The organism is Actinoplanes sp. NPDC020271 (assembly GCF_044388125.1).
Lineage (GTDB): Bacteria > Actinomycetota > Actinomycetes > Mycobacteriales > Micromonosporaceae > Actinoplanes.
Genome location: NZ_JBIRWQ010000003.1, coordinates 80,608 through 97,826 on the forward strand (window position 1 = coordinate 80,608; position 17,219 = coordinate 97,826).

The 17,219-nt window shown below is 70.2% G+C and carries 11 protein-coding genes; 5 read left to right on the plus strand and 6 right to left on the minus strand.

Features of this window, described 5'->3' with window-relative positions:
• Positions 1–77: 77 nt before the first annotated feature.
• Both ACH442_RS07745 and hflX read right to left on the minus strand, forming a co-directional pair.
• Positions 78–1,940, minus strand: coding sequence for a hypothetical protein (locus ACH442_RS07745; protein ID WP_396337158.1), 1,863 nt, complete (start codon positions 1,938–1,940; stop codon positions 78–80).
• Positions 1,941–2,043: 103 nt separating this feature from the next.
• Positions 2,044–3,456 carry a GTPase HflX gene (gene hflX, locus ACH442_RS07750; protein ID WP_396337159.1) on the minus strand — a complete coding sequence of 471 codons (1,413 nt, stop codon included), beginning with the start codon at positions 3,454–3,456 and terminating at the stop codon, positions 2,044–2,046.
• 151 nt (positions 3,457–3,607) lie between these two features.
• Here hflX and ACH442_RS07755 point away from each other — a divergent pair, with 151 nt between their 5' ends.
• On the plus strand, positions 3,608–5,068 hold the full coding sequence (locus ACH442_RS07755) for an NAD-dependent malic enzyme (RefSeq protein WP_396337160.1): 1,461 nt from the start codon (positions 3,608–3,610) through the stop codon (positions 5,066–5,068).
• Positions 5,069–5,421: 353 nt separating this feature from the next.
• Here the strand turns inward: ACH442_RS07755 and dapF are convergent, their stop codons facing one another.
• Both dapF and miaA read right to left on the minus strand, forming a co-directional pair.
• On the minus strand, positions 5,422–6,276 hold the full coding sequence (dapF, locus tag ACH442_RS07760) for a diaminopimelate epimerase (RefSeq protein ID WP_396337161.1): 855 nt from the start codon (positions 6,274–6,276) through the stop codon (positions 5,422–5,424).
• 8 nt (positions 6,277–6,284) lie between these two features.
• Positions 6,285–7,196, minus strand: a complete 912-nt coding sequence (miaA, locus tag ACH442_RS07765; RefSeq protein WP_396337162.1) for a tRNA (adenosine(37)-N6)-dimethylallyltransferase MiaA — start codon at positions 7,194–7,196, stop codon at positions 6,285–6,287.
• A 179-nt stretch (positions 7,197–7,375) separates the two neighbouring features.
• On the opposite strand from miaA, the gene ACH442_RS07770 reads away from it, so the two are divergent.
• The 4 genes from ACH442_RS07770 (at position 7,376) to ACH442_RS07785 (ending at position 12,817) form a co-directional block, all read left to right on the plus strand.
• Positions 7,376–8,587, plus strand: coding sequence for a DUF349 domain-containing protein (locus ACH442_RS07770; RefSeq protein ID WP_396337163.1), 1,212 nt, complete (start codon positions 7,376–7,378; stop codon positions 8,585–8,587).
• Positions 8,588–8,868: 281 nt separating this feature from the next.
• A complete protein-coding gene (locus ACH442_RS07775) occupies positions 8,869–10,893 on the plus strand; it encodes an SCO2524 family protein (protein WP_396337164.1) in 2,025 nt (674 codons plus the stop codon).
• Positions 10,893–11,813 carry an SCO2523 family variant P-loop protein gene (locus ACH442_RS07780; protein WP_396337165.1) on the plus strand — a complete coding sequence of 307 codons (921 nt, stop codon included), beginning with the start codon at positions 10,893–10,895 and terminating at the stop codon, positions 11,811–11,813. Before ACH442_RS07775 ends, ACH442_RS07780 begins: the two co-directional genes overlap by 1 nt.
• Positions 11,814–11,887: 74 nt before the next feature.
• Positions 11,888–12,817, plus strand: a complete 930-nt coding sequence (locus ACH442_RS07785) for an SCO2522 family protein (RefSeq protein WP_396337166.1) — start codon at positions 11,888–11,890, stop codon at positions 12,815–12,817.
• Here ACH442_RS07785 and ACH442_RS07790 read toward each other — a convergent pair.
• Both ACH442_RS07790 and ACH442_RS07795 read right to left on the minus strand, forming a co-directional pair.
• Positions 12,783–16,982 carry a HEAT repeat domain-containing protein gene (locus tag ACH442_RS07790; RefSeq protein WP_396337167.1) on the minus strand — a complete coding sequence of 1,400 codons (4,200 nt, stop codon included), beginning with the start codon at positions 16,980–16,982 and terminating at the stop codon, positions 12,783–12,785. The genes ACH442_RS07785 and ACH442_RS07790 overlap by 35 nt on opposite strands.
• The gene (locus ACH442_RS07795) at positions 16,979–17,116 is read right to left on the minus strand and encodes a hypothetical protein (protein ID WP_396337168.1); all 138 of its coding nucleotides are present in this window, start codon (positions 17,114–17,116) and stop codon (positions 16,979–16,981) included. The genes ACH442_RS07790 and ACH442_RS07795 overlap by 4 nt, the downstream gene beginning before the upstream one ends.
• Positions 17,117–17,219 lie beyond the last annotated feature (103 nt).

Below are 17,219 nucleotides of genomic sequence, written 5' to 3' on the forward strand. Positions count from 1 at the left end.
GCCGCTGCCGGCCCGGGTCAGGACGCGGAAAGGCCGGCACCCGCGAAGGGCACCGGCCTGCCGTTCAGTTCAGAGGATCAGCGGCGGTCGAACCCGCCGTCACCGCGACCCTGGGGCGGCCGCCCGCCCCCATAGTTCCCGCCCTGGCGCGGCTGCTGCCCACCACCCTGAGGCGGACGCGGCTGACCGCCATAGACCCCGCCACCACCACCGCCACCACCACGGCCGGGAGGCTGCTGCCCACCACCGGGAGCGCGCGGCGGCTGCTGCCCACCACCGGGACCGCGCGGCGGCTGCTGCCCACCACCCGGTCCACGCTGCGGCTGCTGCGGACCACGCGCCGGCTGCGGGCCACGAGGGGGCTGCGGGCCACGCGGAGGCTGCTGCTGCGGGGCACCCCGCTGCGGCTGCGAACGGGCCGGCTGTCCCTGCGGGCGCTGCTGCGGCTTCTGCTGCGGCTTCTGCTGCGGACCGCCGGGACCCCGCTGCGGCCCACGCGGCGGCTGACCACCGCCGGAGCCACCCGGACCACCGGCGGGCCGGCCGTACTGCCCGCCGCTCGGACCGCCACCGGACTTACCACCCGGGCCACCGGGGCCGGGGCCGGGGCCAGGGCCACCGGGGCCGGGGCCGGGGCCAGGGCCACCGGGGCCGGGGCCGGGGCCACCGCCGTACACGGCGGGCCGCGGCTGCTGCCCGCCACCGTTCTTCGCGCCGTACACCGGGCCGCCACCACCGCCGCCGAGGGCAGCACCGCTGCCCACGCCGATCAACTCGGTCTCCGGCGCGTCCTTGTCGATGCCGCCGCTGGGTGCCTCGTCGACCGCCAGCCCGGCTGGGTTCCGCTTACGGAACCGGACGATGCCGATGACCCCGACCGCGACGAGCAGGAGGCCGATGACGCCGACTCCGCCGACGAGCTTCGTGATGTCGCCGATGCTGAGGTTCGAGTACCACGAGGCGTCCGCGGCGCCGTCGCCCGCCTGGTTCTTGGAGACGACCGCGACCTCGGTGGCCGGCGTGTACTGCAGGATCCAGTTGTCGACGTTGTCCTCACCGTTCAGGTCCGACACGGTGTAGAACGTCTTGCCGTCCGCGCTGTACGAGATCGCCTCGCCGAACGTCTCGTTCGGCAGGCCCGTGGTGCGCGGCTTGTTCTTCAGCGCTCCGAGCACGTCGCCGTTCGTCACGTCCCACTCGGACGCGTCGGTGTACGTCCGGAGCACGACCTTCTTCCCCCCGGGCGCGACCGACCCACCGGTGATCACCCGGTTGAAGATCTTGGCGAAGGGGTTGCTGGTGGTCTCGGTGGCCGGGAGTGCCAGCTCGCCGACCCGCTTCAGCGGAACGGCGGCGTCCCCGTTCTTCACCGCGGCGGCCGGCTTGTAGATGTAGGCGTTGCCCAGTTCCTTGGTCACGATGATCGGCGTGCCGTCACCGTCGAGCAGGAGCGCCTCGGCGTCGTGCAGGTCCCCCGACGGGTAGGTGAACCGGTGCATCGTCGCGTCCTTGGTACCGGTGAGCGGCATGCTCCACAGCACCACCGACGTGCGGACGTCACCGGCCTTGAGGACCTCGTTGTCACCGGTGTCGGCGATCCACAAGGTCTTCTGGTCGGACGAGAGGATCATGTCCTCGGTGTCACGCGGCGGGCTCGCGAAATTCCTGGTGCTCTTGATGGTGCACTTCTTGTCCAGGAAGAAGATCTTCTTCTTGGCGTCTTCCAAGCTGCTGTCGTTGATCACGATGAAGCCGGTGCTGGTGGCGACCAGGCCGGACAGCTCGTCGAGCTTCTTGTCCTTGATCTGACAGATCTGCCTACCGGGCGTCGCCTTAGCGCTGACCGTCGCCGTCGGCGTCGGGTCAGCGGCGAACGCGCCGGTGCCACCAATCGCCACCAGGCCCACACCCAGCACGATGGAGAACACGAGACGCCGCATCCGCACAGTGTCGCATGCGGCGTCACCCAACGGTGTAACGCGTGGATCAACCCTGGTCAAAGGTCACCAGGTGTCTGATTTCGTGCCTGGGCACAGGTAACTCTCAGCAACCAAAGGGTTCCAACTCGGCGGCCAGCCGCTCGTCGACCCGGACCTGCATCTCCGTACCGTCGTCGAGATGACGGGACTGCAGCACCTGCCCGGTCCGGTGCACCCGGGCGACCAGATCGGCACGTGAGTAAGGCAACAGGATCCGCAGATCGACCGCCGGCCGCGGGAGCCGCTCGGCGATGGCCGCGCGCAGCTCCTGGATGCCCGAGCCGCTGCGCGCGGAGACGAACACCGCGTCCGGCCAGGCCCGCTTGAGCCGGAGAACCGTCTCCTCGTCCGCCGCGTCCATCTTGTTGATGACGAGCAGCTCGGGGACCCGATCGGCCTCCACCTCACCGAGCACCTCGCGGACCGCGCTGACCTGACCCTCCGGGTCCGGGTGCGAGCCGTCCACGACGTGCACGACCAGATCGGCCTCGGCCACCTCCTCCAGCGTCGAGCGGAACGCCTCGACGATCTGGTGCGGCAGATGCCGGACGAACCCGACGGTGTCGGAGAGCGTGTAGACCCGGCCGTCCTCCGCGGAGGTGCGCCGGGTGGTCGGGTCCAGCGTGGCGAACAGCGCGTTCTCCACCAGGACCCCGGCCTCGGTCAGCCGGTTGAGCAGGCTGGACTTGCCGGCGTTGGTGTAACCGGCGATCGCCACCGCGGGCGTGCCGCTGGCCTGCCGGCGGGAGCGCTTGGTCTCCCGTACCGTCCGCATGGCTTTGATCTCCCGGCGCAGCTTGGCGATGCGCTGATTGATCCGCCGGCGGTCGGTCTCCAGCTTGGTCTCACCGGGACCGCGCGTGCCCACGCCGCCGCCACCGGAACCACCGCCGGCGCCGCCGCCCTGCCGGGACAGCGACTCACCCCAGCCGCGCAGTCGCGGCAGAAGGTACTGCAGCTGGGCCAGCTCGACCTGGGCCTTGCCCTCCTTGCTCTTCGCGTGCTGGGCGAAGATGTCCAGGATCAGGGCGGTCCGGTCGACCACCTTCACCTTGACCTGCTGCTCCAGGTTGCGCAGCTGGGACGGTGACAGCTCGCCGTCGCAGATGACGGTGTCAGCGCCACTGGCGATGACCGCGTCACGCAGCTCGTCGACCTTGCCCCGGCCGATGAACGTCGCCGCGTCGGGCTGCCGGCGCCGCTGGATCAGGCCCTCGAGGACCTGGGACCCAGCGGTCTCGGCGAGCGCGGCCAACTCGGTCAGCGAGTTCTCCGCGTCGTCGACGCTGCCCTCGGTCCAGACGCCGACCAGGACGACTCGCTCGAGTCGCAACTGCCGGTACTCGACCTCGGTGATGTCGGTGAGCTCGGTGGAGAGACCGGCCACCCGCCTGAGCGAGTGCCGCTCCTCGAGCTCGAGATCGCCGGTAGTCAGATCCGGCTCGTCAAGAACGGGTGTCTGGTACGTGTTTCGCAAAAGTGACCTCCTACGCCCGATCGTGGCACGTCACGAGAGCGAGCGCATCCACATAACCGGGGCTGACTCATGAGTAACCACCGCAAAGCAATCGATCATCCCGATCGAGCGACAATTCCTTTGCTCACCCACCAACGTCGGAGGGAACACCGTGGTGACCACCCGCCTGCCGAGCGCAGGATTCTCGATCACGATCCGCATCGCCGTTACCGCGGACGCGTCGTCCATCGGCCGCCTCACCACCTGCGTCGGCGAGGCAGGTGCGATCGTGACGGCCCTGGACGTGGTGGACTCCGACCCCAGCCACGTCGTCGTCGACCTCACCTGTGACACCGCGGACTCGGCGCACGCCGATCAGGTCGTCAAGCAGCTCGAGGACCAGGACGGCGTCGATGTGCGCAAGGTCTCCGACCGCACGTTCCTCCTGCACCTGGGCGGCAAGATCGAGGTGAACTCGAAGGTCGCTCTGCGGAACCGCGACGAGCTCTCCCGGGCGTACACTCCGGGGGTTGCCCGGGTCTGCATGGCGATCGCGGAGAACCCGGCCGACGCACGCCGGCTGACCATCAAGCGCAACACGGTGGCCGTGGTCAGCGACGGTTCAGCCGTGCTGGGTCTGGGCAACATCGGCCCGGCCGCGGCGATGCCCGTGATGGAGGGCAAGGCCGCGCTCTTCAAGCGGTTCGGCGGCGTCGACGCCTGGCCGGTCGTGCTGGACACCCAGGACACCGACGAGATCGTCAAGATCGTCAAGGCCATCGCCCCGGCCTACGGCGGCATCAACCTGGAGGACATCGCCGCCCCGCGCTGCTTCGAGATCGAGGCGCGGCTGCGTGAGCAGCTCGACATCCCGGTCTTCCACGACGACCAGCACGGCACCGCGATCTGCGTGCTGGCCGCGCTCACCAACGCGCTGCGTGTGGTCGGCAAGCGGATGCAGGACGTCAAGGTCGTCGTCTCCGGCGCGGGCGCGGCCGGCACCGCGATCATGAAGCTGCTGATGCGCCAGGGCGTCGGCGACATCATCGCCTACGATCGGAAGGGCGCCCTGCATCGCGGCATGCCCGACCTCAACGAGTCGATGCAGTGGCTGGCCGACCACACCAACAAGGCGAACTACTCGGGCGACCTGCCGGGCGCGATCGCCGGTGCCGACGTCTTCATCGGCGTCTCCGCGCCGAACCTGCTCACCGGCGACGACATCGCCAAGATGGCCGACAAGTCGATCGTCTTCGCGATGGCCAACCCGGACCCGGAGGTCGACCCCCGCGAGGCCCGCAAGCACGCCGCTATCGTCGCCACCGGCCGCTCCGACCAGCCCAACCAGATCAACAACGTGCTGGCGTTCCCCGGCGTCTTCCGCGGCATGCTCGACGCCGCCGCCGAGGAGTTCACCGAGGAGATGGCCCTCGCCGCGGCCCGGGCGATCGCCGACGTCGTCGGTGAGGACAAGCTCAACCCCACGGTGATCATCCCCAGCGTGTTCGACCCCCGGGTCACCCCGGCGGTCGCGGCGGCCATCCGCGCGGTCGTCCGTGGCGTCCCGGCCCCGGCCAACCCGGCCGCGACCCCGGAATCCGAGCTCGACAAGGCACCCGAGGGGATCTTCTGATCCGTCGCGGACGTAGGACATGAAGATCAAAGTCAAGACCTTCATGTCCTACGTCCGCTGTGGTCCTTCTCCGCCGCTCCCGCGGGGACCCTTCCGGGCCTCGCAGGGCCGTGGCCGGCCCAGAACGCGAGGCCCGCAAGGGCGACGTCCGTGGGTGGTCCCGCTCAGAGCAACAAACCCGTCCACGGCCCCGGTCCCGTCAGGGGGTTCGAGCCGGCCGCGGGGTCCCACTCGGCTCAGTCCGCAAGATCGGCGGTTGGTCCGGTCACGGCCGCGCTCCGGTCCCCGGCTGACTCTCACCGTGGTCGTTCCTGCTCCACGACCACGGTGAGAGTCAGCCGCAACGGCGGCGGTCAGGCGGGGAGCGGGAGAGCGGCGACGTCGATCTCGCCGGAGGCGACCAGCACGGCCGGGCCGGCCAGCCACCACGCGCCCTCGTCGTCGCAGGTGATCACGAGGCGGCCGCCGAGCACGTCGACCGCGACGGAACCACTGGTGAGCCCGGCCTCGCGCAGGGCGACAGCGCCGACCGCGAGCGCGCCGGTGCCGCAGGACATGGTCTCGCCGGAGCCACGCTCGTGCACCCGCATGCTCACGTGCCGGTCCCGCCCCTCCAGATCCTCGGCGGGCTCGACGAACTCGACGTTCACCCCGGCGCTGAACAGCGCCTTGTCGACCATCGGGGCGGTGGTCAGGTCGAGACCACCCAGGGCGACACCGTCGTGCAGGCCGCAGACCAGGTGCGGGTTGCCGCAGTCGACGGCGATGCCGGGAACGGTCAGCGCGCCCACCGTGGCGGTGCTGGCCGCGAACACGCGAGGGGTGCTCATCCGTACCGAAATAGTGTCGGCCCGGACCACGGCGTGCATGATCCCGGCGCGGGTCGCCACCGGCAGGCCCGCAGGGCCGGCCGTGGCCAGCTCGTTCTCCACCAGGTAACGGGCGAAGACCCGGACGCCGTTGCCGCACATCTCGGCGATCGAACCGTCACTGTTCCAGTAGTCCATGAACCACTCGGCCTCGGCCGCCTGCTCCACCGACGCCGGGTGCTTCGCGGCGCGCACCACCCGCAGCACGCCGTCGCCGCCGATGCCGCGCCGCCGGTCGCAGAGCGCGGCGACCAGCGCCGGCGTCAGCTCCAGCTCGCCGTCCGGGTCGGAGAGGATGACGAAGTCGTTCGAGGTGCCGTGGCCCTTGGTGAAAAACACGCGGTCCATCATCGCGCAAGAGTCAGGGCATCGGCCACGAGCGTCGGTGACCCACCGTCCAGCCATGTGATGTGCCGGTCGCGGCGGAACCAGGAACGCTGCCGCCGGACGAACCGGCGGGTGCCGCGGACCGTGTCCGCCTTGGCCGCGGCCTCGGTCAACTCCCCGTCGATCTCGGCGAGCGCCTGCTGGTAGCCGAGCGCCCGGGAGGCCGTCCGCCCGTCCCGGATGCCGGCCTTGTCCAGCTCACGCACCTCGTCGAGCAGGCCGGCGGCCCACATCAGGTCGACCCGCAGCGCGATCCGCTCGTCGAGCTCGGCCGCGTCCCGGTCGACGCCGATCTGCACCGACGGGTAATGCGGTCGCGGATCGGGCAGCGCCGCCGTGAACGGCTGCCCGGTCAACTCGATCACCTCGAGAGCGCGGACGATCCGGCGACCGTTCGACGGCAGGATCTTCGCGGCGGCGACCGGGTCACGTTCGCCGAGCCGGGCGAACAGCGGCGCCGGGCCGGCCTCGGCCAGCTCCGCCTCCAGGCGCGCCCGGATTTCCGGATCGGTGCCGGGGAACTCGAACTCCTCCAGGACCGCCCGCACGTACAGCCCGGAGCCGCCGACCAGCAGCGGAACCCTTCCCCGGGCGAGGATGTCGTCGATCGCGGCCCGGGCGAGCGCCTGATATTCGGCGACCGCGGCGGTGACCGAGACGTCCCAGATGTCGAGCAGGTGGTGCGGCACGCCCGCACGCTCGGCCACGGTCAGCTTCGCGGTCCCGATGTCCATCCCGCGGTAGAGCTGCATCGAATCCGCGTTGATCACCTCACCACCCAGTTCCTGGGCGAGGGCGATGCTCAACGCGGACTTTCCCGCCGCGGTCGGGCCGACGACGGTGACCACGCGGAGACTCGGACTCGACGGCACAAAGCAACCGTAGGACAAGGTTGTGTCACGGTCGTCGGTGGGAGCTTTCCCCTGACCGGGTTGGACCTGTGACAATGCGCGAGAAAGAATGCCACTGAGAAGGTTGGCACTTCGCTGCGCTGTGGCGGTGGCCGGGGACCGGAGTGGTCCGACGGCGCCGGGAGAACGAGGATGAGCTCATGACAACCGACTGGACTGCCTTCGGGCGCGTGGATGCCGACGGCACCGTGTACGTGAAGACCGCCGAGGGCGACCGGGTGGTCGGCTCGTGGCAGGCCGGGACGCCTGAGGAGGGCCTCGCCCACTTCGCCCGGCGCTTCGAGGATCTGGTGACCGAGGTCGACCTCGTCGAGGCTCGCCTCAAGTCCGGCGCCGCGGATGCGGCCCACTCGCTGAGCAGCGTCAAGCGTCTGCGCACGCAGCTCGACGAGGCCCATGTGGTGGGTGACATCGACGGTCTCGCCGCCCGGCTGGAGAAACTGTCCGCCCTCGCGGACGAGAAGGCGGGCGAGGCCAAAGCCGCCCGCGAGGTCGCCCGGACCGAAGCTCTCGCCCGCAAGACCGCGCTGGTCGAGGAGGCGGAGAAGCTCGCCGCCGAGGCCACCGGCTGGAAGTCGGCCGGCGACCGGCTCAAGGAGATCCTCGACGAGTGGAAGACGATCCGCGGCGTCGACAAGAAGACCGACGGTGAGCTGTGGAAGCGGTTCGCCGCCGCCCGCGACGGCTTCACCCGGCGCCGGGGCGCGCACTTCGCCACCCTGGACGGGCAGCGCAAGCAGGCCCAGACCGCCAAGGAGGAGCTCGTCAAGGAAGCCGAGGCGATCTCCGGCTCCGACGAGTGGAACACCACGGCCAACCGGCTCAAGGAGCTGATGGCCGAGTGGAAGGCCGCACCCCGCGCCGCCAAGGAGGCCGAGCAGCGCCTCTGGGAACGGTTCCGGGCCGCGCAGGACGCGTTCTTCACCCGGCGCAGCGAGGTCTTCTCCGCCCGCGACGCGGAATACCAGGGCAACCTGGAGCGCAAGCAGGCGATCCTGGCCGAGCTGGAAGCGGTCGACGTCGACGCGGACGCCCGCGGCGCGCAGAACAAGCTGCGTGACGCGCAGGCCGCGTGGCACGACGCCGGCCGGGTGCCGCGCGAAGCCGCCGCCGGGCTCGACCGCCGCTGGCGGGCCGCCGAGGAGCGCATCCGGGTCGCCATGGACTCGGCCTGGCGCAAGACCAGCCCGCAGGACAACCCGCTGCTGCGCCAGATGCGCGACCAGGTCGCCGAGGCGGAGCAGCGTCTCGAGCGGGCCAAGGCGGCCGGCGACAACCGCCGGATCAAGGAGGCGGAGCAGGCGCTCGCCTCCAAGAAGCAGTTCCTGGCTCTGGCGGAGCAGGCCAGCTGACGCAAATCGACCGAAAAGGGCGGCGGATCTATCGATCCGCCGCCCTTTTCGCATTCCCACCAACGAGGTCGCGACCCACCCGCCAGGTTCTCGGTTTATTTGACGGATGCGCCATGATGGGAGGGCCAGCCGGGCACCGAGGCATCAACCCGAAACACACGACTTTCGGTTCCTTTTGATCATGAACCGGACGGTCGGGCATTTCCGTATCGATTCTCGGCGGGCAGAATGAGCGTCCTGTCGCCCTCGGGCCCGTCCGCAGAGATGGTGGTGTACGACCGGTGAGGATCGAACCGCGACAGCACTTGCTGGCGACCTGGAAGGCGACCGTCGCGGCCTCGTGGCGCAACGACACGTGGCAGTGGGGCGGCCGGGGTGGCTCGAACTCCATCAGTGACGCGGAGCAACTGCTCTGCATCCTGCTGCCCGCGACGAAGGTGCCGACGTTCGCACTGGACCGTCCGAACACCACGGCGATCGAGATGGTGGACGCGCTGGCCCTGCTCGGCAACGAGCAGGACATCCCGCAGCGGCTGGTGGACATCGCCACCGCCTATTTCAAGCGCTACATGGACGTTCACGGCCGGCCGGTCTTCGGTGGCGGCAGCTACTTCCAGAGCGACGACGGCGGTCAGCTGAACGAGAGTCAGATGAGCCGCGACATCGTGGACTCGTTCGCCATCTCGGTGACGTTGTCCCTGTCGACGATCGGTTTCGTCCGCATCTTCCGGCAGGCCGTCACCGGCCCGGAGCTGCGGGCGAGACTGCGCGAGCTGGAGCAGCTGGCCAGCGTGAGGCTCACCGCGGCCATGGTCGGGCTGCTCCGCAGTTTCTCCACCCACGTCTTCGAGGCCTCCAGCGAGCCGGGGCGGATCCTGGTCAAGACGCTGAACAAGGGCGGCCAGCCGTCGCGGCAGGTGATCAGCGACTTCCGAGCCTCGCTGCAGGAGACCATCGCATCGTTCAACGAGGTGCTCATCGGGTCCGGCCAGACCGGCCGGTTGCAGGGCAGCACCAAGCTGTTCGAGTGCGGCTGGTCGTGGGGGATCGTCCGGGGAGCGCCGGCCATCGCGCTGGAGCCGGCGTCCGAGCTGAAGGAAACGCACAACACCATCAAGCTCCAGGGCCCGGCCGGCAAGCTGTTCGAGTACCGGCCGGTCATCGACGGCATCGAGAACATCGGCAACCAGCCGGAGGGCGTCGCCGAGAACAAGCCGTACCTGTACTTCACCGTGGTCGCGGTCGACGCGATCGAGGACCTCTTCTCCGAGCGTACCCGGGTGCTCGGTCTACTGAACTCGGAGCAGCAGCGCCTCGCCCGCGCACTCCAGCTCCGCTGGGACCTGACCCTCACCTACTGGGCCACCGTGGCGACGTTCGGCAACGGCGGCCAGTGGCCCCTCGAGGATCCGCCCTGGCAGACCACCGACCTCCAGCGCAGTGAGTACTACACGCTGCTGGTGACCTCGATCGTGGTGAAGGACCTGGTCCGGCGCCGCGGGTCGGACGCCGACCTGATCCGGATCGGCGCCGTCCTCGCCGACCTCGCCAACGAGGGCCGGGTGACCCGGCAGCACCGGCCCGGCGACTCCGGGATCCGGCTGCACGCACCCGGCCTCGAGGTGGTGCTCGAGGAGCCGGAACCAGAACCGGAACCGGAGAACGATGGCAGTGCGGCCGCTGATCAGGACGCATCGGCGAGCCCGCCACCGGAGGCCACAGAGGTGCCGGACGACGCGACGGAGAGCAAGTCCAAGCAGGTGTGGCGGATCGGCGAGTTCGCCTCCCTGCTCCTCCAGCGCAGCATCATGATCGGTGGCCTGCTCCACGACGTGGAGGAGCGCGCGAGACTGCTGAACCTGGCCGACCGCGTGTGGGATCACCTCACCCGCCGGCGACTCGCCTCGGGCCGGGGCGCCCGCCTGTGGGATCAGCCGGCCAACGTCTTCGAGGGTCTCGAGGAGTTCACCGAGCCCTCCTGGTACTACACCGAACGCGTGATCCAGTGCCTCATCAGCACCGCCAACCTGGTCAGCCAGGAACCACTCGTCGACGATCAGCAGGTGCGCGAGGCCGAGCGCCTGCTGTCCGAAGCCGAGCATCTGTACGACACCGAGCTGATGAGGGGTTCCTTCGGGGCCAGTCAGCAGGAGAAAGACGTACTGACCAAGATCCGCATCAAGCTCCAGCGGGCGCGGACTCTGGTCACCAGCCGGCCCGGAACGGCCGGAGCTCTCTGCATGACCGTTCTGACATTGCTCGATGAACTCAACGCCGCCCGAGAATCCGACAGTGTGGTCTCCTGATGTTTGTTTTCGCCGCGTCCGACAAGGGCGGCACGGGTCGCTCCGTGACCAGTTGCAACCTGCTGTACCGCAGCGCACTGCAGGGAAATGACGTCTGTTACGTCGATTTCGACTTCGGCTCGCCCACGGCCGGGGCCATCTTCGGTATCGAACGGGCCGAGACCGGCACCGACAGTGGCTCGGGACTCCACCGGTACCTGTTGCATCACGTTCCCAGCCCGGAGCGGATCGACGTGTGGACCGACACGGACAGCAAGGCCGTCCGTGACCGCCCGGACAGCGCCGGACGTCTCGTCCTGCTTCCCGGTGATCTCGGTGGCAGCGACTTCCAGAACCGGAGCGAGGACCTGACGGCTCAGTGCCTCGATCTCTTCCTCCAGCTCAAGTCCGAGTTCAAGCTCTGCATCGTCGACCTCAGCGCGGGCCGCAACCTGGCCGTGGAAACCGCGCTCAAGGTGACGGCGATGCCCCAGATGCAGAACGTCCAGAGTCGATGGCTGGTCTTCCACCGGTGGACGCGTCAGCACGTGATGGCGGCCGGTGGTCTGGTGAACGGCCCGCGAGGGCTACTGGGCAGCGCCAAGGAGTACGGTCACGACCCCGAGCAGTTCAGGGCGAATCTTCGCTATGTGCGCACGGCGGTGATCGATCCGGCGTCCTCGACGCAGCGCGGGCTGACGGCCGCGCAGGGGAGTTGGCTCAGACAGTGCAATACACGCCTGGCCGGATTGGCAGGAGAGAGCCAGGTCGGCAAGAATTTGCTATTGGGATCCATCCCTCTGGACCCCGTGCTCCAATGGCAAGAGCAACTCATCACTGACAGCGACGTAGCCAAGGGCATCGCCAACGAGGAAACCAGGAACGCGTTCAACGCGCTGGCGGAGCGCCTCGTCGATGACGCTGCCTGGGGGATCCTATGACGACAGCTTTCTCTTCCACAGCGCGGTCGGGCGCTGGCATGCCGGCCTCGGTCGAGGTCGACTACGAAGAGACGATGACATCGGAGAAGCCAGCCCCTTCGGTCGCGCTGTCCCATACCTCCCTCGAGCTGGGCCACCTCTACATGGAGGATCTGGCCGACGAGAACTACCTCGTCGACTACTTCGCCAACGTCGAGCCGTGGTTCAAGGCGATCACCGGGAATGCCGGCTCGGGCCGGAACGCCCAGCGGATCAGCACCTGCTTCCTGATCGACGACTACTTCAGCCAGCTCGGCGGCCCCGAGGAGATCATCAAGAAGGTCCTGCGAGCGGCGGAGCTGAACAACCTCACCATCGACTACATCGCGCGCGAGTCGAGTTGCGCCGAGATGGAAGGCGTCAGCCTCGCACGCAAGGTCTTCGAACAGATCGTTCCGGAACCGCACCCGGGCACCACCGGCGCGCGTCCGACGGTCAAGGAGAGCGGCTGGCTCTCCAACGGCAAACGGTCACCCAACGTCAGTGCGGCTCCCGCTTTGGCCATGTCGGCGTGGGAGCCGCCGATCCAGACCGCGGCCGCCCGGCACTCCGTCTTCGTCGACGTGGAGATCCGTGACCGGGACAAGTGGTCCTGCGCCTTCCTGGCCGCGGTCTGGCAGCTCCTGCGGCTCGGCCTGATCCGGCCGAAGAACGCGGGGCTGATGCAGCCGGTCTCGATCAGCACCTATCCGGACACCTGGGCCGAGATGCCTCCGGTGATCCAGATGACCCCACGGCCGAGGCCGTTCTGTGCGTACCGGACCGTCTCCATCCTCCCGGCCGGGTTCATGGAGGTCGAGCTGGCGGCCCGCACCGTGCTGCAGCGCGTGCGCATCGACGATTACGCCGGGCGGGACCTCATCACCCGCGCCGACAACGAGGGCATCACCCTGTCCGCGGACATCCTCAACCGTATCGATTACGCCTTCATCAACGAGTGGGATGCTCCTTCCACCGGGGATTGATCTCCAGGACGGCACGAGCCGCGTCCTTGACCCGCAGGTCGGTGTCGTGGAGGCACTCCGTCAGGACAGCGTGCACCTCGGGGAGATGCACGACCGCGGCCAGTGACGTGACGGCGGCCCGGCGGACCGCTGCGCCCCGGGCCGATCGGGCCCGGGCCAGCAGCGCGTTCCGGATCCGCTCGCCGTCGGCCACCCACAGCGCGGCCGCCTCCACGACGGCGCGCTGCATCAGCTGGTCCGGGTCGTCGATCCGGTTCAGCAGGAGACTCTCGCCGTCGGCGAGGCCCAGCTCGGCGGCTGAGCGGGCGGACTCGGCGACCACGGCCGGCTTCGGGTCCCGGCGGAGCACCCGCCGGATCACTTCGCTCGCGCCAGGGTGAGTGCCGGCGGATCCGAGCCGCGACACTGCCAGCGCGCGGATCTCCGCGGAGGAGTCCCTCTCCGCGCGATCCGCGATGATCCGCCAGGCGCGTTCCCGGATCGCGGCGTCGGCGAGCGCCGCGTCGGCCGCCGCGGCGAAGACCTCGTCCACCGCGTCCTCGGCGAGACGGTCCAGCAGTACCGCCGAACGATCGACGCCCGGGCACACCGCGAGGATCAGTGCCCGCAGGGCGGTCAACCGGATCTGCGGGTGGTTGCCGGCACCGGTCAGCCCGAGCAGGCGCTCCCCCACCTCGTCCGGCAGGGTCCGGCCGGCCAGCCCGTGCAGCGCTCCGAGCCGGGTGTCCAGATCACGGCCCTCGGCTGCCGCCTCGGCCAGCATCGGGATGACCGCCGGATCGGTGTCCTGCGCCAGGATCTCGACGGCCGCCCGGCTGACCGAGGGGGCCTTGTCGGTCCGCAGGATCTGCCCGAGCAGGGCCCGGCGCCGCCCGTTCCCCGCCGGCTTCGGCATCGTCTGCAGCGCCGCCTGCCGCACGGTCGGCTCGATGTCGCCGACGGCGAACTGGGCGAGGACGTCCTCGGCCCCGGGCACCTCGGCGCAGAGTTCGCCGATCGCCCGCACGAGGGACAGCCGGACCACCTCGTCCGGCTCGGTGTTCAGCCGCTTGACCAGCGTCTGGGACAGGCGCGTACGCAACTCGGCGCCCCGGCCGGCCAGCGCGGCGGCGGCATACCGGATCACGCCGCCGTCCCGATCGCTGCGGACCCGGTCGAGCAGCACCCGGGCCGGGCCGGTGCGGGCCAGGAGCCGGACCGCGACCCGGCGCACCCGGGCGTCGGCGTCCGCCTCCAGCCGCTGGATGAGCAGCTCACGGGCCTCGATCCCGCCGTCGGCGCGGGGCAGCAGCAGCCCGGCCGCGGTCTCCACGACCTCGGGCGCCGGGTCGGAGCCGCAGGCATCGACCAGAATCCGCTCCACGTCGGGCGACAGCTGGCGGCCCCGGGCCAGGACACGCAGCGCGGCGGCCCGGACCGTGCCGGACGTCTGCGTCTGCGGCGACCGGCAGGCCAGCAGGACCCGCATGGCCTCCGGGGAGGCGTGCAGCCGATCGCCGATGATCTGGACGGCGGACAGCTGCACCTCGGAGAAACGGTCGAACTCGGCCGCCCGGAGGACCACCTCGCGGGCACCCTGGTGCACCGCGACGAGCTCGCCCAACGCCTGCACCGCGGCCAGCCGGACCACCGCCCGGGGATCGCCGGAGGCTCCGATCAGCGGGCCCGCGGCCGATTCGACCTCCTCGGGGACGTCGCGGCGCACCGCCTTGTGGATCAACTCGCCCAGCGCGGCCACCGCGGCGCAGACGACCCGCACGTCGGCCTCCGGCGTCATCCGGGCGGCGAACAGGCCCTCGACCTGTTCGGCCGGGAGGGCCAGAAGTGCCATGATCCGGGCGGCCGCGGCCGCTGCCGGGTTGGCCACGATCGTCATCCCGGTGGCCCGGTACCACTCGATGTAGGCCTCGCGGCCCGGCCACTCCGGGCCGATCTCCTCCACCGCGGGAATGATCTCGTCGACCAGCAGGGCGGCGTGCTCCGGGTCCTGGGTCGCCACGCAGTACTCGATGAGCCTGACGACGTGGCGCAACGCCAGCTCGGCCGCGCGCCGGGCGGGCGCGAGCGGGCGGACCGCAGCCAGGCACTGCACGGCCAGGGCCAGGTTCCACGGCGGGTCCGCGTCCGGCCCGACGCGCCCCTCGCCGGACTCGACGAACGCGGTCCAGCCCTGATCCACCTCGACGAGCAGTTCGATGAGCTCACCGGCGCGAGCCTGCGACTTGAGCCGGCCGGCCACCTGTCGCAGGGTCTCCCGCCACCCCGGATTGGTCCAGCGCTCCCGGAACAGCGTGCGCAGCTCCTCCACCGTGGAGTCGTGGCCCTGGAACCGCAGGGAGATCGACCAGGCGCAGAAGAACTCCAGGAACGTGCGGTGGGCGAAGGTGTAGTCGTCGGCGCCCCGGCGTACCAGGATGAAGCTGCGCTGCCACAGCTGCTCGATCATGGAGGCGGCCACGTTGTCGGCCTCGCTCGCCGGCGTCTGGTACGCCTCGATCAGATACCCGGCGAAGACCCGCTGGAGCTGTTCACCGCTGAGGTAGCCGCCGTCGGTGGGCACGTTCTCCGACATCACGTCGAAGGCGAGGCGGCGCAGCAGCTCCCGCTTCTGCGAGCCGCGCAGCACCCGCGTCCGGTCGGACGTGGGGCGCAGCTCACGGGTGTCGTCCCAGGCCTCGACGAGGGTGCGGGCCGCCTGCTCGTAGAGCCGCCAGCGCTGCTTGGTCAACATCCGCGGACGGTCGACGGCGGCCAGGATGCTCAGCAGCATCGGGTTGCCGGCCAGCTCGCTCAGCTCGGGCAGGCGCTGGATCGCGCTGACCAGCGAGTCGCCCTTCAGCACGGCCTCCGAGGGTTCCGCGCCGGGCACCGAGCGGTACCAGCGGTGCAGGAACTCGATCGTCTGCTCCTCGGCGAACGGCTGGAGGGTGTAATGGGTGAAGCCGGCCGGGGACAGCGCTCGCCGGGAGTGCTCGGCGGACCGGGCGGTCACCACCACCCGGGCGTGCGGGAAGCTCGCGGCGAACGTGGCGATCTGCCCGGCGATCTCCTCCCGGCGGTGGCGGTCGAAGATCTCGTCGAGGCCGTCGAAGACGACCACGGCCGGGTCGCCGTGGGCCAGGTGCCGGTTGATCCCGTCCGGCTCCTCCTGGTAGCCGTCGCGGGCGGCCCGGCCGACCAGGTACTCCGAGAAGGCGGTGCAGCGCCCGGCGTCGAGCGCGGCCACGTACGACCGGAGCTCGATCATGACCGGCAGATGCCCGGCCAGCCCGGCCAGCCGGTCGTCGGCGTGCGCCCGGGCGAGCCCGAGCGTCAGGTAGCGCACGACGGCGGACTTACCCGTGCCGGCGTCGCCGACCAGGACCAGCCGTTTCTCCGGCTCCGCGCCGAGCACGTCCAGCACCGGGCGGGCCGGCCAGGAGATCGCCAGGTCACCGCGGTCGAGCGAGCTCTCCGCCGGGGCGATCGGCGTGCCCGGACCGGGCCCGGACCGCTGGTCGGCCTGGACGAACGGCTCGACGAAGACGTCGGCGAGCTCGGCCGCGTTGCCCGACCGGACCTCCTCGACCAGGGCGTCCCAGACGAGCGTGCCGTACTGCTGCGAGATGCGCTCGAAGTAGCGCTGGGTCACGTCCGGGCTGAGCCCGGTCGGCACCCGGGGGTGCGACCTCACCAGGGCCCGGGGCGCCCGGCGGGACCGGCGCCGGGTCGTCAGCACCGCGCTGACCGCGATGTAGACCTCCAGCTTGAGCTTGTCGATGGTGTCGAAGTAGCTGCACGTCCGGTCACGCTGGAGCACCCGGCGCAGGTCGGCGACGCGATCCGAGTCGGCGCCGCGGTCGACGTAGCACACCGGCCAGGAGGCGTCCTCGTCGTGCAGGAAGATCAGGCACGTCTTACCGGTGGCGACGGCCTGCTCGTACTCCAGGTGGGTGATGGACTTCGTCTGCTTCGGCGGCTGGTAGCCGTAGCGCCAGGCGAAGATGCCGATGTAGATGTCGCATGCCTCGACGTCGGCCAGGCAGCGCGCGAGGGGCGCGCTGGAATCCGCGACATACCCCTCCATCATGCGGATGTCCACGTGCAACTGCATGAGGACATTGCGGATCGCCTCGCGCTGGTACTCGAGGTCCTTGAACGTGGCTGAGATGTAGGCGCTGGTCACCCGTCACTCCCGTCGCCGGGGCGGCTCACCGAGGCCTCAGCGTAGGCGGCGCGTGCCAGGGCCACGGCCGACGGCGCCATCGAGCCACGAGCGCCCCGGCCGGGGCTGCGGGCATCGATGTCGACAACGGTCACTACATGACACTAGCGGGTGACTCCCGGACGTAGAACTGCCTGGAATCGTGGCATCCGACAAGCGCGGCGACGCTCCCGCTATTCTTCCGCGGACGGTCCGCCG

What these genes read in the sequence shown, in the direction of transcription:
- ACH442_RS07745 (WP_396337158.1), bottom strand. Translation starts at nt 1,940, where the DNA reads ATGCGGCGTCTCGTGTTCTCCATCGTGCTGGGTGTGGGCCTGGTGGCG.
- ACH442_RS07770 (WP_396337163.1), top strand. Translation starts at nt 7,376, where the DNA reads ATGACAACCGACTGGACTGCCTTCGGGCGCGTGGATGCCGACGGCACC.
- ACH442_RS07780 (WP_396337165.1), top strand. Translation starts at nt 10,893, where the DNA reads ATGTTTGTTTTCGCCGCGTCCGACAAGGGCGGCACGGGTCGCTCCGTG.
- ACH442_RS07785 (WP_396337166.1), top strand. Translation starts at nt 11,888, where the DNA reads ATGACATCGGAGAAGCCAGCCCCTTCGGTCGCGCTGTCCCATACCTCC.